This window comes from Agromyces lapidis (assembly GCF_009749405.1).
GTDB classification, from domain to species: Bacteria; Actinomycetota; Actinomycetes; order Actinomycetales; family Microbacteriaceae; genus Agromyces; species Agromyces lapidis.
Map to the genome: position 1 here is coordinate 41950 of NZ_WBIQ01000010.1, position 22102 is coordinate 64051.

The 22102-nt window shown below is 71.1% G+C and carries 18 protein-coding genes; 5 read left to right on the forward strand and 13 right to left on the reverse strand.

Going from position 1 to position 22102, the window contains the following annotated elements; genetic code table 11:
- Positions 1–2: 2 nt before the first annotated feature.
- Entirely contained in the window at positions 3–440 is a 438-nt protein-coding gene (locus GQQ93_RS16345) for a PLDc N-terminal domain-containing protein (RefSeq protein ID WP_157425312.1), read from the reverse strand.
- Positions 441–512: 72 nt separating this feature from the next.
- Between GQQ93_RS16345 and GQQ93_RS16350 the strand changes: the two genes are divergently transcribed.
- Positions 513–812: a DUF4229 domain-containing protein gene (locus GQQ93_RS16350; protein WP_157425313.1), complete on the forward strand. Its 300-nt coding sequence runs from the start codon at positions 513–515 to the stop codon at positions 810–812.
- A gap of 26 nt (positions 813–838) precedes the next feature.
- On the opposite strand, the gene GQQ93_RS16355 is transcribed toward GQQ93_RS16350, so the two are convergent.
- The 4 genes from GQQ93_RS16355 to GQQ93_RS16370 form a co-directional block, all read right to left on the reverse strand.
- On the reverse strand, positions 839–1828 hold the full coding sequence (locus tag GQQ93_RS16355) for a 1,4-dihydroxy-2-naphthoate polyprenyltransferase (RefSeq protein WP_157425535.1): 990 nt from the start codon (positions 1826–1828) through the stop codon (positions 839–841).
- A gap of 118 nt (positions 1829–1946) precedes the next feature.
- Positions 1947–3149 carry an AMP-binding protein gene (locus tag GQQ93_RS16360; RefSeq protein WP_157425314.1) on the reverse strand — a complete coding sequence of 401 codons (1203 nt, stop codon included), beginning with the start codon at positions 3147–3149 and terminating at the stop codon, positions 1947–1949.
- A gap of 43 nt (positions 3150–3192) precedes the next feature.
- Positions 3193–4131: a 1,4-dihydroxy-2-naphthoyl-CoA synthase gene (locus GQQ93_RS16365; RefSeq protein WP_157425315.1), complete on the reverse strand. Its 939-nt coding sequence runs from the start codon at positions 4129–4131 to the stop codon at positions 3193–3195.
- Positions 4132–4174: 43 nt separating this feature from the next.
- Positions 4175–4384: a hypothetical protein gene (locus GQQ93_RS16370; RefSeq protein WP_157425316.1), complete on the reverse strand. Its 210-nt coding sequence runs from the start codon at positions 4382–4384 to the stop codon at positions 4175–4177.
- 72 nt (positions 4385–4456) lie between these two features.
- Between GQQ93_RS16370 and GQQ93_RS16375 the strand changes: the two genes are divergently transcribed.
- Complete coding sequence (locus GQQ93_RS16375) at positions 4457–5473, forward strand: o-succinylbenzoate synthase (protein ID WP_157425317.1); 1017 nt, start codon at positions 4457–4459, stop codon at positions 5471–5473.
- Between the two features lie 42 nt (positions 5474–5515).
- Here the strand turns inward: GQQ93_RS16375 and GQQ93_RS16380 are convergent, their stop codons facing one another.
- On the reverse strand, positions 5516–5878 hold the full coding sequence (locus GQQ93_RS16380) for a MerR family transcriptional regulator (protein ID WP_157425318.1): 363 nt from the start codon (positions 5876–5878) through the stop codon (positions 5516–5518).
- A 57-nt stretch (positions 5879–5935) separates the two neighbouring features.
- On the opposite strand from GQQ93_RS16380, the gene GQQ93_RS16385 reads away from it, so the two are divergent.
- Entirely contained in the window at positions 5936–7135 is a 1200-nt protein-coding gene (locus GQQ93_RS16385) for an MFS transporter (protein ID WP_157425319.1), read from the forward strand.
- Between the two features lie 159 nt (positions 7136–7294).
- On the forward strand, positions 7295–7720 hold the full coding sequence (locus GQQ93_RS16390; RefSeq protein ID WP_157425320.1) for a hypothetical protein: 426 nt from the start codon (positions 7295–7297) through the stop codon (positions 7718–7720).
- A 185-nt stretch (positions 7721–7905) separates the two neighbouring features.
- On the opposite strand, the gene pulA is transcribed toward GQQ93_RS16390, so the two are convergent.
- The 7 genes from pulA to GQQ93_RS16425 form a co-directional block, all read right to left on the reverse strand.
- The gene (pulA, locus tag GQQ93_RS16395) at positions 7906–14019 is read right to left on the reverse strand and encodes a pullulanase-type alpha-1,6-glucosidase (RefSeq protein WP_157425321.1); all 6114 of its coding nucleotides are present in this window, start codon (positions 14017–14019) and stop codon (positions 7906–7908) included.
- A gap of 503 nt (positions 14020–14522) precedes the next feature.
- Positions 14523–15566, reverse strand: a complete 1044-nt coding sequence (gene ccsB, locus GQQ93_RS16400; RefSeq protein ID WP_157425536.1) for a c-type cytochrome biogenesis protein CcsB — start codon at positions 15564–15566, stop codon at positions 14523–14525.
- An 80-nt stretch (positions 15567–15646) separates the two neighbouring features.
- Positions 15647–17353, reverse strand: coding sequence for a cytochrome c biogenesis protein ResB (gene resB / locus GQQ93_RS16405; RefSeq protein WP_376863819.1), 1707 nt, complete (start codon positions 17351–17353; stop codon positions 15647–15649).
- A complete protein-coding gene (locus tag GQQ93_RS16410) occupies positions 17331–18083 on the reverse strand; it encodes a cytochrome c biogenesis CcdA family protein (protein ID WP_157425322.1) in 753 nt (250 codons plus the stop codon). Before GQQ93_RS16410 ends, resB begins: the two co-directional genes overlap by 23 nt.
- A gap of 1 nt (position 18084) precedes the next feature.
- Entirely contained in the window at positions 18085–18678 is a 594-nt protein-coding gene (locus GQQ93_RS16415) for a TlpA family protein disulfide reductase (protein WP_246192381.1), read from the reverse strand.
- The gene (locus GQQ93_RS16420; protein ID WP_157425323.1) at positions 18675–19340 is read right to left on the reverse strand and encodes a histidine phosphatase family protein; all 666 of its coding nucleotides are present in this window, start codon (positions 19338–19340) and stop codon (positions 18675–18677) included. The genes GQQ93_RS16415 and GQQ93_RS16420 overlap by 4 nt, the downstream gene beginning before the upstream one ends.
- Before the next feature lie 234 nt (positions 19341–19574).
- Entirely contained in the window at positions 19575–20540 is a 966-nt protein-coding gene (locus GQQ93_RS16425) for a Dyp-type peroxidase (protein WP_157425324.1), read from the reverse strand.
- Between the two features lie 194 nt (positions 20541–20734).
- On the opposite strand from GQQ93_RS16425, the gene aspS reads away from it, so the two are divergent.
- Positions 20735–22084, forward strand: a complete 1350-nt coding sequence (gene aspS, locus GQQ93_RS16430; protein WP_157425325.1) for an aspartate--tRNA(Asn) ligase — start codon at positions 20735–20737, stop codon at positions 22082–22084.
- The last annotated feature ends 18 nt before the right edge of the window (positions 22085–22102 follow it).

A 22102-nucleotide genomic window follows, 5' to 3' on the forward strand; every position in this document is an offset into this window, starting at 1 on the left:
ACTCAGGCATTCGGGCGGGGCGACGGGCCGGCCTCGCCGGGGGCGTCGGGGTTGTCGGGCCGCTTGCCGGGGTCGGCCTTGCTGCCCGCGCCGGGGCCGCCGGCCGAGGCATCCGTCTCGCCGTCGAGTTCGGCGAGTTCTTCTTCGAGCCGTCGGATGCGATCGGCCTGCACGGCGTCGTCGCCGAGGCGACGCAGGAACTCGGTGTCGTCGTCGGGGGCGACGGTGCGGCTGCGACCGGCGGGGCGGTTCAGTGAGCCGCCGCGGCCGACGAAGAACCAGAGCAGGCCGCCGATGACGGGCACCACGAGGATCACGACGATCCACCAGCCGCGCTTCAACCCTCGAATGCGCAGCCGGTCGAGCAGTGCGCAGTCGACGACCGCGTAGACCGTGAAGATCACGACGGCGACGCCGAGTCCGAAGAGCAGCCGGGCCATGGTGCCAGTCTAGGCTCGCCGGGTCACGGCTGGCTGGGAGCCGCCCTCAGATACCCCGCCTACACTGACAGGGTGAAATCCGTGCCCGTCTGGATCTGGTACACCGCGATTCGAGTCCTCCTCTTCGCCGTGCCGCTCGCCGTCCTCCTGATCGCCGGGGTCACCCCGTGGATTTCTGCGCTCGTCGCCGCGGTGTTCGGTTTCAGCGCCTCGCTCCTCTTCCTGCGCCGACCGCGCGAGTCGATGTCGAGCGAGCTCTACGCCGCACGCCACCGTGAGAAGCCGCTCACCCGCGAAGACGACGAGGCCGAGGACGCGGCGATCGCCGCCGCGGACGAGCCGGCCGCAGCCCGGAAGCCCGCCGCCGAGTAGGCGCGGCGCACGTCGCGGCTCGAGCGTCAGAGCGCGAAGGCGAGCCCCAGGCCCACGCCGTAGAGCAGCGCGGTGATGCTCGTGAGCTGCAGCGCGAGGATGAGTTCGCGCGCCGTCTTGGCGGTCAGCACGATGATGCACGCCGGTACTGCGGCGAGCAGCGCGAAGAGCACGAGCCAGGCCGTCGGGTAGAAGAACGCGAAGAACACGGCGATGCCGAACGGCACGAGCGTGAACAGCACGAACAGGATCCGCCCCGCGAGCGGTCCGATGAGCACCGCGAGGGTGCGCTTGCCCGCGACCCGATCCTGGTCGACGTCGCGCAGGTTGTTCGCCATGAGCACGGCGCACGCGAGCAGCCCGACGCCGACCCCGCCGAGCCAGGCTTCGAGGTTCACGGTGAGCGCCTGCACGAACGCCGAGCCCGCCGTCGCGACGAGCCCGAAGAAGACGAACACGAAGAGCTCGCCGAGCCCCGCATAGCCGTAGGGGCGCTTGCCGCCGGTGTAGAACCAGGCCGCGACGATCGCGGCCGCGCCGACCGCGATGAGCCACCACTGCTGGGTGATGACGACGAGCGCCAGCCCGGCGAGCGCGGCGAGCGCGAAGAACGAGAGCGCGACGACGAGCACGTGTCGCGGGTTCACGGCGCCCGAGGCGGTGAGTCGCGCGGGACCGACCCGGTGGTCGTCGGTGCCCCGCACGCCGTCGGAGTAGTCGTTCGAGTAGTTGACGCCGATCTGCAGTGCGAGCGCGACGACGAGGGCGAGCAGCGCACGCGCCGGATGCCACGGACCGTCGGCCATCGCGACGACCCCCGCCCCCGTGCCGAGTGCGACGGGCGCGATGGCGAGCGGGAGCGTGCGCAGGCGCGCACCCGAGATCCAGTCGGCGGCGGTCGCGGGCCCTGCCGCAGCGGCCGGGGCCTTGCCGGCGCCGGGGCTCGAGGCCCGCGCAGGGTTGCCCGATCGACCGTGCGTGCGCGAGCGCTTCGCGAGGTCGTCGGCGGGATTCATCCGTTGGGGTTTCGGGCGTGCCACACGGCAATGCTAGTTCGACACCCTTTGCGATCGCCCCGAGTCTCGCGCGGCGACGGCGAACGGCGGACGGCGACGGCGAACGGCGAACGGCGGCTCAGCCGTCGCCGCCGGCCGCAGCTCGCGCGGCCAGTGCCGCGAGCGCCCGGCGGTCGGGCTTGCCCGAGGCGAGCGTCGGCCAGGGGTCGGCGACCACGAGCCGCACGGGTCGTGCGGCCGGGCCGAGGCCCGCGGCATCCGTGGCCTCACGAAGCCCGAGCAGTGCCGAGGCCTCGTCGCCGACGCTCGTCGCGACGACGACCGCAGCGCGCTCACCCCACTCGGCATCGGGCACCGCGACGACGACGGCCGCGTCGAAGCCGTGGAGGCGGCGAACCGCGCGCTCGACCTCGCCGAGCACGACCTTCACCCCGCCCGAGATCATCACGTCGTCGGCGCGACCGCGCACCCGCAGCCGACCGCTGGCTCCGTCGAGTTCGCCGAGGTCGCCCGTGCGGTACCAGCGCATGCCGCGCTCGACGACGAACGCCGCTGCCGTGCGCTCGGGGTCGTCGAGGTACCCCTCGGCGAGGCTCGACCCGCTGAGCTCGATGCGCCCGTCGACGAAGCGCACGGCGGTGTCGCCGATCGGCGTTCCGTCGTAGACGCACCCGCCGGCGGTCTCGCTCGAGCCGTAGGTGCGCAGCACGCGCACGCCGGCGGCATCGGCGCGCTCCGCGAGCACGGGGGCGAGCGCCTGCCCGCCCACGAGCACCGCGTCGAACGAGCGCAGCGCGGCCCCCACGAACGCGTCGCGCTCGGCCGCGTCGAGCAGCCGCGCCAGCTGCGTCGGCACGAGCGAGGTGTAGTGGGGCACGTGGTCGTGCATGCGGGCGGATGCCTCGGCGAACGCAGCCGGATCGAACGCGCCGGCCGGCAGCGCCAGGGTCTCCGTGCCTGCGACGAGCCCCCGCACGATCACCTGGGCGCCCGCGATGTAGTGGCCCGGGAGCGCGAGCAGCCACTGTCCCGTGCTGCCGAGTGCGTCGTGCGTGGCATCGGCGCTCGCGACGAGCGCGTCGGCCGAGAGCAGCACGCGCTTCGGGGCATCGGTCGAGCCGCTCGTCTCGACGACGAGCGCGACGCGGTCGTCGACCTCCGCTGCGACCTTCGCGGAGCGCGAGGAGCCCGCGGCGCCTCCTGCGGCCCCGGCTTCCGTCGCGGGCACCGGCCAGACGGCCGGTCCCCCGTCGAGGGCGGCGGCGAGCGCACGGGTCAGCTCCGAGGCATCCGTCGCCGTAACCCTGATGAGCGGTTTCACGACTGCTCCCGACACCGGCCGGGCCGGTTCGCCGTAACCGGCATCAGTAGTGCCACGGGTACGGACCCCAGTCGGGGTCGCGCTTCTCGAGGAAGGCGTCGCGGCCCTCGACCGCCTCGTCGGTGCCGTAGGCGAGCCTCGTCGCCTCGCCCGCGAAGACCTGCTGCCCGACCATGCCGTCATCGACCGCGTTGAACGCGAACTTCAGCATGCGAACGGCCGTCGGCGACTTCGTGAGGATCGTGCGCGCCATCGCGATCGCCTCGCGCTCGAGCTCTGCGTGCGGCACGACCCGGTTCACCGCGCCCATCTCGTAGGCGCGGTCAGCCGAGTACTCCTCGGCGAGGAAGAACACCTCGCGGGCGAACTTCTGCCCGATCTGGCGCGCGAAGTAGGCCGAGCCGTATCCGGCGTCGAACGAGCCAACGTCGGCGTCGGTCTGCTTGAAACGACCGTGCTCGCGCGAGGCGATCGTGAGATCGCAGACGACGTGCAGCGAGTGTCCGCCGCCGGCGGCCCAGCCGGGCACGACCGCGATGACGACCTTCGGCATGAAGCGGATGAGCCGCTGCACCTCGAGGATGTGCAGGCGACCGACCGCCGCGTGACCGTGGGGGTCGGCTGTGCCGCCCGCCCCGTCGATGATCGCGGTCTCGGCGTCGGAGTACTTGTACCCGTCGCGCCCGCGGATGCGCTGGTCGCCGCCCGAGCAGAACGCCCAGCCGCCGTCCTTCGCGCTGGGGCCGTTGCCCGTCAGCAGCACGACACCGATGCGCGGGTTCGTGCGCGCGTCCTCGAGGGCGCGGTAGAGCTCGTCGACCGAATGCGGGCGGAACGCGTTGCGCACCTCGGGCCGATCGAACGCGATGCGCGCGATGCGCCCGTCGAGCGAGTGATGGTAGGTGATATCGGTGAACGACGCACCCGCCGGAGCCGCAGCCCACTCGCTCGGATCGAACAGTTCGGAGACCTCGGCACTCATGGCTCAAGCCTATTCGTGCGGTTCGGGCGCCCGCCCGCCCGGCTCAGAGTTCGGCGCCCGCCGACCCGGCCAGCATGCCGCTCACGAGGGCGTAGGCCATCGTGCCGACGGCGAGCAGGCCCCACACGATGGGGATGGCCGCCGCGATCACGACGATGATGCCGCCCACGCCGATCGCGATGTCCCGCCCCGTCGACTCGGGGCGGACCTCGGTCGTCTCGAGCCCGATCTCTTCGATTCCGCTCCCGATCATGCGTCGAGCCTATTCGGATCGGCCCGCGAGGTCACCCGCCCGACACCACGGCACCGGTGGCAGACTGGGCCCATGCCGCCCGCCGCGTCCGCAGACCTCCCCGCACTCGACGAACTGCTCGCCACCGCCCGCGTCGTCGCGCTGCCGCTCGTCACCCGCTTCCGCGGCATCGAGGTGCGCGAGGCGATGCTGTTCGAGGGCCCGCAGGGCTGGACCGAGTTCTCGCCCTTCGCGGAGTACGACGACGACGAGGCATCCACCTGGCTCGCCGCGGCGATCGACTTCGGCTGGAACGCGCCTCCGCCGGCACTCCGCGACCGCATCCCCGTGAACGCGACCGTGCCCGCCGTCGACCCCGACAGCGTGCCCGCCGTGCTCGCCCGCTTCCCTGGCTGCCGTACCGCGAAGGTGAAGGCCGCCGCCTCCGACCAGACCCTCGCGCAGGACGTCGCGCGCGTGCGCGCCGTGCGCGAGGCCCTCGGCCCCGAGGGGCGTGTGCGCCTCGACGCGAACGGCGGCTGGAACGTCGACGAGGCCGAGCACGCCATCCACGCGCTCGCGCCGTTCGACCTCGAGTACGTCGAGCAGCCGTGCGCCTCGGTCGAGGAGCTCGCCGAGATCCGCCGGCGCACGAAGTACATGGGCATCCCGATCGCGGCCGACGAGAGCGTGCGCCGCGCTGCCGACCCGCTCGCCGTCGCCGAGGCGGGCGCCGCCGACCTCCTCGTCATCAAGGCGCAGCCGCTCGGCGGCATCCGCAGGGCGCTCGCCATCGTCGCCGAGGCGGGCCTGCCCGTCGTCGTGTCGAGCGCGCTCGACACGAGCATCGGCCTGGCGATGGGCGCGCACCTCGCCGCCGCGGTGCCGACGCTCGAGTTCGACTGCGGCCTCGGCACGGCGTCGCTGCTCGCGGCGGATGTCACGCGCGCGCCCCTCGTTCCCGAGGACGGGTCGATCGCGGTGCACCGGGTGCTGCCCGACCCCGAGCTGCTCGAACGCTACGCCGCGCCGGCCGAGCGGGTCGACTGGTGGATCGAGCGGCTCGCCCGCTGCCATGCGGTGCTCGCCACCACCCTGCCGGTCGAGTAGCGAAGCGTATCGGGATCCGATCCCGCACCGCTCCTGCGCCGATCAGCTCGTGATCGTCGCCCGCTCGAGGTAGGCCGCGATGGCGTCACGGTTCTTCGAGAGGCATCCGATGCGCTGCTCGAGCTGGGCTCGTCTCGCTGAGAGCGACTCGGCGAGCGCGCGGGCGATCACCGGCGCCTCGGGGTCGGTGACGCTCGCGAGGCACGGGATCATGTCGAGGATGACGGCGGTCGGGATGCCCGCGTCGATGAGATCGCGCACCTGGTCGACCCGCTCGACGGCGCCGTCGGGATAGTCGCGGTAGCCGTTCGCCTCGCGTTGCGAGGAGATGAGGCCCTGGGCCTCGTAGTAGCGCAGGAGGCGCGTCGACACCCCGGTTCGAGCGGCGAGTTCACCGATGCGCATGACCCTCCTCGGATCGACTTTACCTTAACACTAATGTCAAGGTTCGACACTGTCGACATGGCTTCTCCGATCACCGCATCCACCCCTGCCGTCGACGCGCCGGCGCGCGAGCGGCTTCCCGTCAACGGGCTGCTCGCGCTCGCCTCGATCGTGTTCGTCGGCGTCGTCACCGAGATCCTGCCCGCGGGCCTCCTGCCGCAGATGAGCGCAGATCTCGGGGTGTCCGAAGCCCAGATCGGATGGCTCGTCGCCGCCTACGCGGTCACGACGGCGGCGACCGCCATCCCCCTCACCGCGCTCACCCGCAGCGTTCCCCGCAAGCGGCTGCTGCTGTCGCTCGTCGTGGGCTTCGCCCTCGTCAGCGGCATCACCGCGATCGCGGGCGACTACACGACGATCCTGGTGGCCCGCACCGTGGGCGGCATGCTCGCCGGTCTCCTCTGGGCGATCGCCGCGGGCTACGCGATGCGCATGGTCCGGCCCGAGCGCTCGGGTCGCGCATTGTCGATCGCCATGGTCGGCACCCCGCTCGCGTTCGCGTTCGGGCTGCCCATCGCGACGACGCTCGGATCGGCGCTCGGATGGCGCGCGGCCTTCGCCGTGCTCGCGGGCCTCGCCCTGCTGCTCGCCGTCTGGGCCGCGCTCGCGCTTCCGGCGTTCCCCGGCGAGCGGGCCGGCACCCGGCCGGGCCTGCGCACCGTGCTGCGGCTGCCAGGACTCATCGCGGTGCTCGCGACGACCGCCGCGTTCGTGCTCGCCCACAACGTCGCCTACACCTACATCGCCCCGCTCGTCGTGGCCTCGGGTCTCGACCGGCGCCTCGACGTGGTGCTGCTCGTGTTCGGGGTCTTCGCCGTCGCCGGCGTGCTCGTCTCCGGGGCCCTCGTCGACCGGCACCTGCGCGCGATGGTGCTGATCGCCGCGGCCGCGCTCGGCGCCGCGATGGTGGCGCTCGGGTTCTTCGCCGCGCAACCCGTCGTCGTGTACGGCGCGGTCGCGCTCTGGGGCGTCGCCTACGGCGGCGCGCCGACCCTGCTGCAGTCGGCCCCCGCGCGCATCGCGGGCAGTGCCGCGGACGTCGCCCAGTCGATGGTCGTCGCCACCTGGAACGGTTCGATCGCGGTCGGCGCATTCCTGGGCGGGCTGGTGCTCGACTCGGCGGGCGTCGGCGGGCTGCCGTGGATCGCGCTGGCCCTCGTCGCCGTCGCGGCGCTCATCGCGTCGACCTCCCGTGCGGCGTTCGCGCCGCTCGCCTGAAGCGGGCGCAGTCCCCGCCCCCAGCACTGGGGGTGCGTCGAGCGGCCCGCGCCGGCGCGCATCAGGGTGAGCACGGATGCCGCGCCGGCGCACCGGCGCGACGGTGTGGTCGTGCGTGCGCCGCCCGGGCGCGCCTCGAACCCACCCGAAGGGAATCACATGTCCAAGCGGACCATGACCAACATCACTGCGGGCCTCGCGCTCGCGGCGGCGGGCGTGCTCGCCACCGGCGCCGGCGCCTACGCTCACGAGTGCTTCAACCCGAACCGCTCCGAGCAGGGCAACGCCGGGGCCTCGAACTCGCAGGCGTGGCTCACCGTGCACATCGAAGAGCTCACCTTCGGCCTCCCCGAGGCCGACGCCGAGTGCGTGCTCGACGCCTACGCCGAGACCGGCGCGCCGAGCTCGTTCACGATCATGATCAAGGGCGCGAACGGCTCGGGCGGCACGATCGGCGCCAACAACCCGAACCGCGACGTCAAGGCCGCCGACGGCAAGGGCATCGACGAGATCTTCGCCGCGCATGGGGAGGACATCGTCGGCAGCTTCATGTCGTGCGGGGTCGAGCTGCCGTTCCCGAGCTGATCGGCCGGGAATCGACGAACGCTGACAGGCCGCGTTCCTTGCCGACCGCACTCCGACACTGACCCGCCCAGCGACTCAGTGTCGGAGTGCGCCGACGTGCAGCGACCGCCCAACCGAGTCGTCGCAGATGGCTGGTCACTGCTTCGGAGACCAGCCATCCACGACGGCTCGAGTGCCGGCGCGGGCTACCAGAGCAGAATCGGCAGCGGCACCGTCTGCGTGTCGGCGTACCCCTCGTCGCCGGTGAAGACCGCGTGCACGAGATGCAGGCCGCGGCCGAGCTTCGGCAGCTTGAGGTTCACCCGGCCCTCGTCGTCCGCAGTCAGCGCGACCTCGGCGAGCTTCGTGCCGCCCTCGTACACCGCGAAGGTGCCCGTCGGCGTCGAGCCGTCGAGCGCGACGACCTTCGCGACGTACTTCACGGCCGAGCCGGCCTTCGCGACGAGCTTGCTCGGCGCGCCGACGGCGAGCGTCGCGACCGCGGGCGGGGGCTGCTCGTCGACCAGCACGGCGACGCTGCGGGCCGGCACGGTGACGGTGCCGGTCGAGGCATCCCAGCCGGTCTGCTTCACGACCGCGTCGGATCCCGACGCCTGCGCCTCGGCGAGCGCGAAGTCGCGACCGGCGAGCCCGGAGACCGTCTGGGTGACGGCCGACGGCGAGGCGTTGAACACGACGAGCGCGCCGTCGAGCTCGGGGTCGACGTCGTCGCCCACGAGGTCGTCGATCTGCATGACGATCACGCCGGGCGTCGCCTCGGGCCCGCTGTTCGGGAACGAGACCTTCTGCTCGATGAGTTCGGCGGATCCCAGCTGCAGCAGGTCGACCGACGAGCGCACGCGCAGCAGGTCGAGGGCGGATGCCTCGGCCGCCGCCATGTCGGCCGCGCCCGGCTTCAGCGCGGGGTCGGCGAGGAGGGGCGCCATGACCGGCCACTTGCCGCCGTTGTCGGCCTCGCCGGGCAGGCCCGAGCCGTAGGTCGACTCCTGGCCCGTCCAGTCGACCCGGTTGAACCAGTCGCCCGAGTTGTAGCTGTTGCGGTCGAGCGACTTCGAGCGCAGCAGCTCGGTGCCGGCGTGCCAGAACGAGGGCGACTGCGACAGGGTCACCGTCGCGAGCGACAGCGTGTTCATGCGTACGCGGTCGGCCATCGAGGTTCCCTGCGGCAGCTTGAAGACCGAGAGGTCGTAGAGCGTCTCGTTGTCGTGCGCGTCGACGTAGTTGATGACCTCGTCGGGCTGGTCGGCGTAGCCGGCCGGCGAACCCCGGTAGTCGAGCTGGTCGCCGCGCACGGTCTGCCCCGTGGCATCCTCGAGCTCGTACCCGCGCAGGTTGCCCGCGAGGCCGAGCTTCACGAGGTCGGTCTGGTGCGCGAGGTCGGCGAGCTGGTCGGCCTGCGACGGCGCGCCGGGCCGGCCGTTCGGGTCGGTGCCGAGGCCCGTGCCGAATCCCTGCTGGAACGTCGAGGTGCCGTCGACCGGGCTGCCGCCGTGCACGGCGTCGCGCAGTCGGTCGTTGAAGGTGCCGATGCCCGTGCCGCCGAGCTGCCCCTGCGTGGCCTGCTCGAAGAGGGCGTTGTTCGCGACCTCGCCGAAGTTCCAGCCCTCGCCGTAGAGATACACGGTCTTGCCGTCGACCCCGTCCTCCTCGAGGGTCAGCTCGTCGAGCGCGGCCCGCACAGCCAGCATGTTCTCCTTCGAGTGGTGACCCATGAGGTCGAAGCGGAACCCGTCGACCTTGTACTCCTTCGCCCACAGCACGACCGAGTCGACCATGAGCTGCTGTGCCACGTCGTGCTCGGTCGCGACGTTCTGGCAGCACGTCGAGGTCTCGACGGCGCCGACCGCGTTGAGCCGCTGGTAGTAGCCGGGCACGATGCGGTCGAGCACCGACTTCTGGCCCTGGCCGGCCTCGGCGGTGTGGTTGTACACCTCGTCGAGCACGACCTGCAGGCCGTCGGCGTGCAGCGCGCCCACCATCTCGCGGAACTCGGCGACGCGCGCCCCGCCGTCGGGGTCGACGGCGTACGAGCCCTCGGGCGCCTGGTAGTGGTACGGGTCGTAGCCCCAGTTGAAGCCGTCGAGGTCTCGGACCGCGTCGATGCAGGCCTGCTGCTCGGCCGAGGCTGGGCCGAAGCTCGCCAGGTCGCAGTCGGGCACGGCCTGCTGCGCGCGCTCCTCCTCGATCGTCGCGAGGTCGAAGGTCGGCAGCAGGTGCACCGTGTTGATGCCCGCCTCGGCGAGCTCGCGCAGCTGCTTCGTGCCGGCCGAGTCGCGGGTGAACGCCCGGTAGGTGCCGCGCTCGGCCTCGGGCACCGTCTCGTCGCTGATCGAGAAGTCGCGCACGTGCAGCTCGTAGATCGCCCGGTCGACGGGGCGCTCGACGACCGGAGCGGGCGTCTCGACCCACTGCTCGGGCGCAAGGGCCGGGTCGTCGAGGTCGACGACGACGGTGCGCGCCGAGTTCGTCGTGAGGGCGACGGAGTACGGGTCGGTGACCGAGTTCACCTCGATCTCGCCCGTCGAGGGCGCGAACACCTCGACCGACCAGCGGTACTCGTCGCCCGCGGCCACGCCGTCGACCGACCAGGTGCCGCGCTCGTCGTCGCGCACCGCCTCGATCAGCTCCGGGTCGCCGGTCGCGCCGGCGGCCCAGCGCTCGAGCGCGACGTCGCGCGCGGTGGGCGCCCACAGCGTGAGGGTCGCGTCGTCGCCGTCCCAGTCGGTTCCGAGCGGGGCGGATGCCACGGCGTCGGCGTAGAGCGCATCGAGCACGCCGGGCAGCTGCACGCCGGTGAAGGCGGTGAGGGCATCGCCGTCGCCGCCCGATCCGTCCGTCCGCTGCGCGACCGCGAGCTCCTCGGTGAGGAGCCCCGCGACCTCGGCGCGGTCGGCGCCGACGACCCGCAGCGCCAGGTAACCCTCGAGCGCCGGGAACTTCTCGAGCTGCGCGTCGGAGAGTCCGGCCGCGTCGAGTTCGAGCTCGACGGCGTCGCCGCCTCCCGTGACCTCGCCGTCAGTCACCCCGAGGCCCGCGTCGGGCGCGTGCTCGAGCGACCATGTGGCATCCTCGGCCTTCGCACCGCCGAGCAGCGCGGCGGGCCAGGCGATCGTCTGCTCGTCGACCCAGTGCGCCTGCGACTGCCCGCTGCCGGCGAGCGGCGGGTCGGTGACGACGATCTCGAGCACGTGCGTCGCGAGCGTGTAGCGGAACTCGACGAGCTTGCCGCCGGTCGCGGTGAACGTGTAGTTCGCGCCGCCCGGGGCGCCGCCGACGCCGTAGTTCTCGTCCCAGCCGAGGCCGTGCGCGACCTTCACCTCGTACGCGCCGTCGGGGATCTCGTCGGTGGCGAAGGTGTAGACGCCGTCCTTGTCGCCGTCCTGCATGAGCGAGGCGAGGCAGTCGGGCGCCCAGTCGCCGGCGCAGCCGATCTCCTGCTGGAAGCTGCCGGGCAGGGTCACCGTGGGGCCCTCGGCGGTCGACGAGACGACCTTGGTCTCGGGGTTCCAGTAGAAGGTCACCGGCTTCGAGCCGTCGGTCGAGTAGGTGACGTTGCCGCCGTTCTGCTCGCCGTTCGCGCCGTAGTTGACGTCCCAGCTGCCGTTGAGGGCGACCTTGTACTCGTAGTCGCCGGCCGGCACCTCGAACGTGCCGGCGTAGATGCCGTCGGCGCGCAGGGTCAGCTTCGCCGCCTCGCAGCCGGGCGCCCAGTCGCCGGCGCAGCCCATCTCGCTGTTGTGCGAGCCCGGCACCGTGACGAGGTCGATCGGCTGCTCGGGCTCCTCGCCGCCCTCGGCGAGGTTCACCGCGTTGCCCACGCTCGCGTACGTGCTCGCCGCCGAGCGGTTGCCCGCCGCGTCGGTCGAGATCGCGCGGTACTCGAGGAGCGTGCCCGCGGCGATCCCGGCCGTGTCGTGGAACACCCGCGGACTCGTGTCCTCCGCGGTGCCGAGGGCGTGCCAGGCGTCGTCGCCCGTCGCACCGGCGACGCGCCAGGCGAAGCTCGTCTCCTGCCACGTGGCGTCGTCGACGTCGGCGGCGACCGGGGTCACGCCGGTCACGCCGGCACCGGCCGCGGGCACCGCGACCGAGATCGCGGCGGCCGCGTCGGGCGCGCTGACCTCGCGGTCGGCGCGCAGCACGACGGTGCCGAGCGCCGGCACGATGACGGATGCCACGCCGTCGGCGTCGGCCGTCACCGCGGCCGTGTCGGCGCCGCCGTCGTAGAGCACCTCGAACACGCCGCCCTTCGTGAGGGTCGGCACCTCGACGGTGCGCGCCTCTGCGGCGTTGTTCGCGGCGACGAGGTACTCGACCTTGTCGGTGCGGTCGACCCGGCTGAACGCGTACACGCCCGCGCCGTTGTCGACGTAGCGCTCGATCTGCGCGCCCGTCGCGAGTGCCGGGTGCGCCTGGCGCAGCGCCGAGAGCGCGGCGATGTGCTCGTAGAGCGGGGCATCCGTACCGAAGCGGTCGACGCTGCCCGCCTGCTCGCCCGTGACGAGCTTCTGGTTCTGGTACTCGGCGACCTGGCTCGCGAAGAGCGACTGGCGGGCGTCCTTGTCGCCGCCGGTGCCGGCGAAGCCCTGCTCGTCGCCGGAGTAGACGACGGGCTGGCCGCGCGTCAGGAAGAGCAGCTCGTGCGCGAGCTCGTCGCGCTCGAGCGGGGCGCCCGTCGACTGCAGGAAGTAGCCGACACGACCCATGTCGTGGTTGCCGAGGAAGGTCGGCAGCGCCGTCGCCGAGGAGTCGGGCGTCGTGTAGTAGTCGTCGCCCGCGAAGAGCGACTGCAGGTTCTTCGCCGAGTTGCCGGCCGCGAAGCTCACGGCCTGCGACTGGAAGGTGAAGTCGAGCACCGAGTTCATGTCGGTCTTGCGCACGTACGGGCTGAGCTTCTGCGGGTCGGCGTCGTAGACCTCGCCGAACATGAAGAAGTCGTCCTTGCCGACGGCGTGCGCGTAGTCGAGCACCTCGCTCGCCCACTGCTGCCAGAACTCGAAGTTCACGTGCTTGGCGGTGTCGATGCGGAAGCCGTCGATACCGAGGTCGACCCACTGCTCGTACACGTCGACGAAGCCGTTCACGACGGTGGGGTGCTCGGTCATGAGGTCGTCGAGTCCGACGAAGTCGCCGTAGGTGACCGACTCACCCTCCCACGTCGAGTCGCCGCGGTTGTGGTACAGCGTCGGGTCGTTGAGCCACGCAGGCACCTTGAGGTCGGCGTCGGCGGCCGAGACCGTCGGCGTGTACGGGAAGCTCGTCGCCGCGTCGAGCTCGGGGAAGTCGGCGGCCGTGTCGGCGCTCGCGAAGTCGGCCGGGTCGAACGCCTGGCCGTCGGCGCCGAGGTACGGGCTCGTCTTCTGGTCGATGTAGGAGTACTGCTGCTCTTCGTAGTCGATCACGTCGGCCGTGTGGTTCGTGATGATGTCGAAGTAGACCTTGATGTCGCGGTCGTGCGCGTCGTCGATGAGCGCCTCGAGCTCGGCGTTCGTGCCGAGGTGCGGGTCGATCTGCGTGAAGTCGGTGATCCAGTAGCCGTGGTAGCCGGCGCTCGCGTTCGCACCCTCGCCCTGTACGGGGCGGTTCTTGAAGCTCGGAGTGAGCCAGATCGCGGTCGTGCCGAGCCCCTCGATGTAGTCGAGCTGCTCGCGCAGGCCCGCGAGGTCGCCGCCCTGGTAGAAGCCCTTGTCTGCGGGGTCGAAGCCGGTCGTGAGGCGGTCACCGGTGAGGCCGCCCTCGTCGTTCGACGGGTCGCCGTTCGCGAAGCGGTCGGTCATCACGAAGTAGAAGGTCTCGTCGCTGCCGGGCTGGCGCACCGGCGCAGCGACGAGCGCGTCGTCGGATGCCTCGTCGTAGGCGCCGCCCATCGCGCCCGGGGTGAGTTCGAGACCGACCTTCTTGAGGGTGTCGTCGAACACGACGCGCACGGTCGTCTCGCCCGCGACCGTCAGCGGGATGTTGTCGCCCCCGCCGTTCAGCCCGTACGCCTCGCTCCACCCGTCGTTCACGGCGACCTTGTACTGCCAGTCGCCCGCCGGGATCGTGAACTCGGCCGCGTAGACGCCGGGGGTGCTCGTCGCGAGCAGTTCGGTCTCGGCGCAGGCGGGCGCCCAGTCCTCGGCGCAGCCGAGCTCGGACTGCAGGTCGCCGACGAGCGCGAAGCTGCGCTCCTCGGCTGCCGCTGCGGCGAGGCCGAGCCCGGGTGCGAAGCTCAGCGCCGTGACGGCGAGCCCGCCGGTCACTGCGGCGGCGAGCCACCTGCGGAGGGGTGCACTGCGTGCGTGCGAGCGTTGCGTCATCTTCGACTCCCGATTCCCGGCACGACTCCGTGCCACCGACACTGCTCGCGAACGTAGCAGCGTCGACTCGGTTAATGCAAGCGTTTGCAGTCGTGGTGACCAATGATCACGCGAATGACGTGCCGCGGGTCGGGACGAGAGTGCAATCGCTGTCACTGCGGCGGGCGCCCGTTTCAGCGCAACCGCGCGAACACTCCAGTACGGAACTGCTCCTCGCGCCGCCGCCGCGCCTCGTGCCGCAGCTGGTGGCGACGGGCCTGCTCCTCGCGGTCAGACGTCTGCACGGGCGTCACTACGTCACTGATATGCGCTTGGTATCAGCACCTGCGCCCGCCGCGCGCGACGACATCACTGATCCTGCGCTCTCAGCGATACCGCGCGCGTATCAGTGACGTAGTCCGATTCAGACGGTCGCCCCCGGAATCGGGTCGCACGAGAGGCTCGCGCGAATCACCCTCCGTCACACAGGGCGCGAAGGCGGTGACGCTGCCCGATGCGGCGTCTCAGAGACCCGAGTACGCGTGCAGACCCTTGAAGAAGAGGTTCACCACGGTGAAGTTGAAGAGCACCGTCGAGAAGCCGATGATCGCGAGCCAGGCCGAACGCGAGCCGCGCCAGCCGCGCGTCGCGCGCGCGTGGATGTACCCGGCGTAGACCACCCAGATGATGAAGGTCCACACCTCCTTGGTGTCCCAGCCCCAGTAGCGGCCCCAGGCCTTCTCGGCCCAGACCGCGCCGGCCATGAGGGTGAAGGTCCACATGATGAAGCCGATGATGTTGACCCGGTAGGCGAGGTTCTCGAGCGAGACCGCATCGGGCAGGGTCGCGAGGAAGCTCGCCTTCGCGGCCTTCGCCGACGCGATCACGGCCTCGCGGCGGGCCTGCATGAGCTGCACGACCGACAGCGCGAAGCCGAGCGCGAAGAAGCCGACGGAGGCGCTGGCGACGAACACGTGGATCACGAGCCACACCGACTGCAGCGCCGGCGGCAGCGGGATCGGGCTCACGTAGAAGTTGATGGTCGCGATGCCGAGGAGCACGAGCACGAGACCCGTGACGAAGGTGCCGAGGAAGCGCAGGTCCTGCTTGGCCACGACGAGCACGATGAGGAACACCGTCGTGATGATGAGCGTGCCGGTGAGCGCGAACTCGTACATGTTGGCCCACGGCACCCGGCCCGCGGCGAGGCCGCGCAGCACGGTGCCCGAGAGGTGCAGCAGCCAGGCGAGCACCGTCATCGCGACGCCCACGCGAAGCGCAGGCGAACGTCCGTAGGCGACGGATGCCCCGGCGCCCGGGCCGCCCGCGGCGCCGAGCCTGGCCTTCGCCGGCCGCGCCGACTCGGGCCGTGCGGCTTCGCCGCCCGCGGCCGCCGCAGCGGCCTCCGCCGCCGCGCTCGCCTTCGCGGCCGCTGCCGCCTGGAGCGCCCCGACCCGCTCGGGCGCCTCCGCCGTCGGTTCGGGCGTGGCATCCGCCGCCGTGGCCGCTGCCGAGCGCCTGGCGAGGTCGATCGAGAACGCGATGAACGCGATCGCGTACACGACCATGGCCGAGTACACGCAGAGGATGGAGATCTCGTCGAGCTGCACCGTTCTACCTTACGTCGAATGCGGGGTTGGTCTGGGGGTTACTTCGCATCGTCGGCGGGGCCGGCGTGCTTGTCGGCGAACGCCGTCACGGCGTCTTCGAGGGTCGGGTCCTCGCCGCGGGCGAGTGCGGCGTACTCGAGCGAGATGCGGCCGTCGGGCCGCTCGATCGCCTTCACCCACATGCGGCGACGCGGCACGAAGAGCGACACGAGCAGTCCACCGAGGATGAGCGCTGCGAAGACGAGCACCCAGATCTGCGTCGGGTCGTGGTGGATGTCGAAGCTCGCGAAGCGCGGCACGCTGTTCGAGTAGTCGCCCTCGGCGGCGTCGGGGTCCGCGTTCTCGAACGTCACGGTGCCGAGCCCGTTCGGCAGCTCGGTCGTCTCGCCGGGCATGAGCTCGATCGAGTCGACCCCGGTGTCGCCGCCCGTGAGCTGCTCCATGGTCGAGGGGTCGAGCGTGTACACCGAGGTGGGCTTGCCCTCGTTGATGCCGAGGTCGCCCTGGTACACGTTGAGCGTCAGCACGGGGTAGACGAGGTCGGGGTAGGTCGAGGCGTAGGCGCCCGTGTCGAGCGCCTCCTGCGTCGGGTAGAAGAAGCCGACCATGCCGAGCTGCTCGGGCATGCCGTCGGGCACCTTCACGACGCCGATCGAGGTGAGGTTGGCGTCCTGCGGGAGGAACGGCACCGAGTCGGTGAACACGACCTCGCCGTCGGCGTTGCGCACCGTGATCGTCGGAGCGTAGCCGTTGCCGAGCAGGTACACGTCGGTGCCGTGCGTGTAGAGCGGCTCGTTGACCTTGACCGTGCGGTCGGCGCTCTGCTCGCCCTGGCCCTCGACCGTCACGTGCGCCGTGAAGTCGATGGGCTGGCCGAAGGCGTTGCGGTTCTCGGTCTCGTAGACGGCGTCGAGCTCCTCGAGCGAGAGCCGGTACGGCTGCAGCCGGGAGTCGTCGAAGAAGCGCCCCGGATTGAACGAGTCGTAGGCGGCGAGGGTGTTGACGAAGGTCTGCCCCTCGACGATGACCCGCTGGCCCGAGAATCCGAAGCCGCCGCCGAAGCCGACCGCGACGAGCACGCCGAGCAGCGCCGTGTGGAACACGAGGTTGCCGGTCTCGCGCAGGTAGCCGCGCTCGGCGGAGACCGAGAGCACTCCGCGCTGCTCGTAGCGCTCGACGCGGTAGCCGGCCTGGCGCAGCTGCGTCGTCGCGGTCGCGATCGCCGTCTCGGCGTCGATGCCCTCGGGCGCCATGCGCTCGGTGTAGCCCGCGAGCCGACCGAGCCGCGCCGGGGTGCGGGGCGGCCTCGCCCGAAGCGCTTCGAAATGGTGCTTCGTTCGCGGGATGATGCAGCCGATGAGCGACACGAACAGCAGCAGGTAGACGGCCGAGAACCAGGCCGAGGTGTACACGTCGAACATCTGGAAGCCGTCGAGGATCGGCGCCAGCGTCGGGTTCTCGTCGAAGTACTGGGTGACGCCGTTGGGGTCGCTCGAGCGCTGCGGCACGAGCGAGCCGGGCACGGCGGCGATCGCGAGCAGCAGCAGCAGCAGCAGCGCGGTGCGCATGCTCGTCAGCTGCCGCCACGCGAAGCGCAGCCAGCCGACGAAGCCGAGCTTGGGCTGGTTGATGCCGTCACCGCCCGTGCCGCCGGGCGAGGATGCCTCGGGCTCCAGTGAATCGATGTGATCGGCCGGCCGCAGCGGGTCGACGCCGTGGGTGTTAGAGGACGAGATCGATGCCACTCATCACTCCTTGCAGTTCGCTCATCCATGCGGTCCAGAGGCCCGACACCATGATCAGTCCGATCACGATGAGCATGCCGCCGCCGATGAGGTTGATCGTGCGGATGTGCCGGCGCAGGAACGCCAGCGACCCCGTCACCCAGCCGAAGCCGAGCGCGACGAGGAGGAAGGGGATGCCGAGGCCGATGCAGTACGCGAGCCCGAGCAGCGCACCGCGCCCGACCGACTCGCTGTTGAGGCTCAGGCTGAGCACGGCGGCGAGCGCCGGCCCGATGCACGGGGTCCAGCCGAGGCCGAACACGATGCCGAGCAGCGGCGCGCCCGCGAGCCCCGTCGCAGGGCGCCAGCTCGGCTTGAACTGGCGCTGCATGAAGGTGAACTGGCCGATGAAGACGAGGCCCATGCCGATGAGCACGAGGCCGAGCACGCGCGTGATCGGATCCTGCCAGGCCCGCAGCCATGCCCCGGCCGCACCTGCGAGCGCCGCGTAGATGAGGAACACGACCGTGAACCCGGCGATGAAGAGGAGCACGCCCAGCAGCAGTCGACGACGGTTGCGACGTTCGGTCGCGGCGTCCGCCGAGGCATCCGTGAAGCCCCCGATGTACCCGAGGTAGCCCGGCACCAGCGGCAGCACGCACGGGGAGAGGAACGAGATGATGCCGGCCGCGAGCGCGATCGGGACCGCCACGATGAGTTGGCCGCCGAAGACGATCTCGCCCGGAGACACCTCAGCTCTCCTCGGCGAGGAGGTCGTCGATGATCGACGAGAGGATCGAGGCCTCTTCGAGCTGGCCGAGCACGCGTGCGGCGACGCGGCCCTCCTGGTCGAGCACGATCGTCGTCGGCACGGCCGCCGGCGGCACGCGCCCGGCGAAGGCGAGCTGCACCTCGCCCTCGTTCACGTCGAGGATCGAGGGGTAGGTCACGCCGTAGTCGTCCTCGAAGGATGCCGCGGTGCCGGCCTGGTCGCGCACGTTGACGCCGACGAAGCTCACCTCGGCGGGGTCGACCTCGGAGTAGACGTCTTCGAGGATGGGCGCCTCGACGCGGCACGGGGCGCAGCCCGCGTACCAGAAGTTGACGACCTGCACCTGCCCCGAGGCATCCGCGCTGTCGTACTGGTCGCCCTCGACCGTCTCGCCCGCGAACTCGATCGGCTCCCCCCGCTCACCCGCGGGGTAGACCGAGATGGTGCCGTCGCCGGCGATGTAGTTCTTGCCGCTGCCCTCGCGGAACTGGTCGGCCAACGGGTCGCTCGCGCACCCCGCGAGGGTGAGCATGGATGCCACGGCGAGCGCCGCGACGAGTGCATTCTTCTTCACACCGCTCCAACGTCGGTCGCCTGTGCGGCGAGGCCCGCCGCGGGATCGGTGTAGCCGACCTCGACGAAGCGGCGCCCGGCGGCACTGCCCGCGGCTCCCTGCATCTCGAGGGTCGTGATGCTCGACAGCGCGCAGCGCCGGCGCCGGGGGTCGTGCGAGAGGCGTTCGCCCACGAGGTGGCGGTGCACCATCCAGATCGGCAGCTGGTGGCTGACGATGACGACGTCGCCGCCGTCGGCCGCGTTCCACGCGTCTTCGATGGCCGCCATCATGCGCGCCGCGATCGAGCCGAACGGCTCGCCCCAGCTCGGCTCCCACGGGTTCACGAGCAGACTCCAGTTGCGGATGTCACGGAGCGCCCCGCCCGGACCGCGCATGCGCTTGCCCTCGAAACGGTTCTCGGGCTCGATCACCCGCTCGTCGAGCGTCGGCTCGAGCTCGAACGCCGCCGCGATGGGCTCGCCCGACTGCTGCGTGCGCTGCAGCGGCGAGGTGATGAGGGTGGAGACGGGCCGCCCGCGCGCGACGAGGTCGTCGGCCGCGGCCTTTGCCATCAGTCGGCCGAGATCGCTGAGCCCGTAACCGGGAAGTCGACCGTAGAGCACGCCCTGGGGGTTGAACACCTCGCCATGGCGCACGAGATGGATCTGCTCGGCCGGCACGGGTTCCAGTCTAGAGAGCCGGATCCTTTGAATCCGCCGAGTATCCGGGCTCATCGAGCGGGTTGAGGAACGCACGCCGCGAGTGCCTCGAACCGATCGCCTGAATCGGCGTCACCCGCGAGGGGAGGTCCGTCCGGAGAACGCGGCCACATGACCACATGACCACACCTCCGGCGACCACATGACCACTTGACCACACGGCGGCGTCGGGAGTACCCCGAAGCGAGGCCGCCCCTACGAGGCGGTCGCTCCATCCACGATCCCTTCCAGCAGCTGCAGCGACGGCACGAAGAACGTCGTGCCGGTGGCGGCCGTCGAGACGTCGAGGATCCGGTCGTGGAACCCGGGTGGGTCTCCGAGGAACATGCGCTGCAGCATCCGCTCGACCACCCACAGGCGGCGGGTGTACCCGATGAAATAGGTGCCGTACTCGCCGGCCGCGGGGCTGCCGAAGGGCATGTTGTCGCGCAGGATGTCGAACTCGTTGCCGTCGTCGTCGGTGATCGTCGCGAGCGTCTTGTGCGCGCGCTGTGGCTCGGTGTCGTCGAGCTCGACGTCGTCGGCTTTGCGGCGGCCGATCACGGCCTCCTGCTGCTCGGTCGTCAACGTGTTCCAGGCGCCGAGGTCGTGCAGGTACTTCTGCACGACGACGTAGCTGCCACCGGCGAACACCTCGTCCTCGTCGCCGATGAGCGTCGCGTCGGCCATGCCGCGCCCGGTCGGGTTCGCGGTGCCGTCGACGAAGCCGAGCAGGTCTCGGGCGTCGAAGTAGCGGAATCCGTTGACCTCGTCGACGACCTCGACCGAATCCCCGAGCTGTTCGAACAGCAGCCGTTCGAACTCGAAGCAGAAATCGGGGCGCTCGGCGCGGATGTGGAACAGCAGGTCGCCCGGCGTCGACGGCGCCGTGTGCTTCGGGCCGTCGACGGCGACGAAGGGATGCAGCTCCGCAGGCCGGTCGCTGCGGCCGAGCCGGTCCCAGGCGGAGGCACCGATTCCGACGATGCACGAGAGGTTCGCCCCGAGGTCGCGGAACCCGACCGACTTCACGAGGTCGTCGATGCCGGCGACGACCTCGAGCGCTGTGCGCAGCTGCTCGGGCGTGGGGCCGATCGTGACGACGAGGAACACGGCTGAGCGCGAGAGCGGTGCATCCACCTGCTGGGCATCGAACGGGACTCGGCGGCCTCCGGCATCCATGTCGTACTCCCCTCGTCGGCGTCGACTCTGCCGCCACCCTAGAGCGAGGTCGGGCGACGTGTCACGTGCGGGAGCAACGCCGCCGAAGAGACCTGTTGAGGTTCACCGCCGGGTGGTTTCGATACGCGACGACTCCGTCGGCGCTCCTCGATCGACGATCGGCCCCGTAACCCCCGCAGGTAGGATGGACGATCGTGAACAACCGCACCCTCGTCAAGAACCTCGCCGCGCTCCCCGACGGCCCCGTCACCGTGTCCGGATGGGTCGAGACGGTTCGCGATCAGAAGAAGGTGCAGTTCGTCATCCTGCGCGATGAGTCCGGCGCCGTGCAGCTCGTGAACCCCGCCACGCGCGAGCTCGACGAGACCCAGCAGGGCGACGCCGAGGCATCCGCGCGCCTGGCGACGACCGAGGCGATCTCGGCCCTCGCGCACGGCTCGTTCATCACCGTGACCGGCGAGCTCAAGCACGACGAGCGCGTCAAGCTCGGCGGCATCGAGGTCAAGCTCGCGACGCTCGACGTCGTCGCCGCCGCGAACCCCGAGACGCCGATCGCGGCCGACTCGAGCCTCGACAAGCGCATGGACTGGCGCTTCCTCGACCTGCGCCACCCGAAGCAGAACCTCATCTTCCGCATCCAGACGACGTTCCTGCACGCGCTGCGCGGCGTCTGGGTCGAGAAGGGCCTCATCGAGATCCAGACCCCGAAGCTCATGGCCTCGGCCTCCGAGTCGCGCGCCGAGCTGTTCGAGGTCGACTACTTCGAGGGCAAGGCGTACCTCGCGCAGAGCCCCCAGTTCTTCAAGCAGATGGCCCAGGCCGCCGGCTTCGGCGGCGTGTTCGAGGTCGGCCCCGCGTTCCGCGCCGACCCCTCGTTCACGAGCCGCCACGCGACCGAGTTCACCTCGATCGACACCGAGATCAGCTGGATCGAGTCGCATGACGACGTCATGGCCCTCCACGAGGAGCTCATGGTCGCCGGCTTCCAGGCCGTCGTCGACAAGCACGGCGCCGAGATCCAGGAGCTCTTCGGCCTCGAGATCCAGGTGCCGAGCCGCCCGTTCCCGCGCATCCCGCTCGCCGAGGCGAAGCAGATCGTCGCCGACCGCGGCTACGTCATCCCCCGCGCCGACGACGACATGGACCCCGAGGGCGAGCGCCAGATCTCGGCGTACGTCAAGGAGACCTACGGTCACGACTTCGTCTTCCTCACCGACTACGCGGCGAGCATCCGGCCGTTCTACCACATGCGCCACGCAGACGACTCGAGCCTGACGAACTCGTACGACCTCATCTACAACGGCGTCGAGATCTCGACGGGCGCGCAGCGCGAGCACCGCATCGACGTGCTCGTCGAGCAGGCCCGCGACAAGGGCATGGACCCGGAGGAGCTCGAGTTCTACCTCGACTTCTTCCGCTACGGCGTGCCGCCGCACGGCGGTTTCGGCATGGGCCTCGCGCGCGTGCTGATGCTCATGCTGGACGAGCACTCGATCCGCGAGACGACGTACCTGTTCCGCGGCCCGACGCGCCTGCTTCCCTAGACGACGGGCGGGCGGCAT

Excerpts from the sequence above, each read along its gene's own strand:
- GQQ93_RS16355 (WP_157425535.1), bottom strand. The coding sequence starts at position 1,828 with ATGAATCCCGCCGACGACCTCGCGAAGCGCTCGCGCACGCACGGTCGA.
- GQQ93_RS16425 (WP_157425324.1), bottom strand. The coding sequence starts at position 20,540 with ATGGATGCCGGAGGCCGCCGAGTCCCGTTCGATGCCCAGCAGGTGGAT.
- GQQ93_RS16380 (WP_157425318.1), bottom strand. The coding sequence starts at position 5,878 with ATGCGCATCGGTGAACTCGCCGCTCGAACCGGGGTGTCGACGCGCCTC.
- pulA (WP_157425321.1), bottom strand. The coding sequence starts at position 14,019 with ATGACGCAACGCTCGCACGCACGCAGTGCACCCCTCCGCAGGTGGCTC.
- GQQ93_RS16375 (WP_157425317.1), top strand. The coding sequence starts at position 4,457 with ATGCCGCCCGCCGCGTCCGCAGACCTCCCCGCACTCGACGAACTGCTC.
- GQQ93_RS16345 (WP_157425312.1), bottom strand. The coding sequence starts at position 440 with ATGGCCCGGCTGCTCTTCGGACTCGGCGTCGCCGTCGTGATCTTCACG.
- ccsB (WP_157425536.1), bottom strand. The coding sequence starts at position 15,566 with ATGGTCGTGTACGCGATCGCGTTCATCGCGTTCTCGATCGACCTCGCC.
- GQQ93_RS16365 (WP_157425315.1), bottom strand. The coding sequence starts at position 4,131 with ATGAGTGCCGAGGTCTCCGAACTGTTCGATCCGAGCGAGTGGGCTGCG.
- GQQ93_RS16385 (WP_157425319.1), top strand. The coding sequence starts at position 5,936 with ATGGCTTCTCCGATCACCGCATCCACCCCTGCCGTCGACGCGCCGGCG.
- GQQ93_RS16370 (WP_157425316.1), bottom strand. The coding sequence starts at position 4,384 with ATGATCGGGAGCGGAATCGAAGAGATCGGGCTCGAGACGACCGAGGTC.
- GQQ93_RS16390 (WP_157425320.1), top strand. The coding sequence starts at position 7,295 with ATGTCCAAGCGGACCATGACCAACATCACTGCGGGCCTCGCGCTCGCG.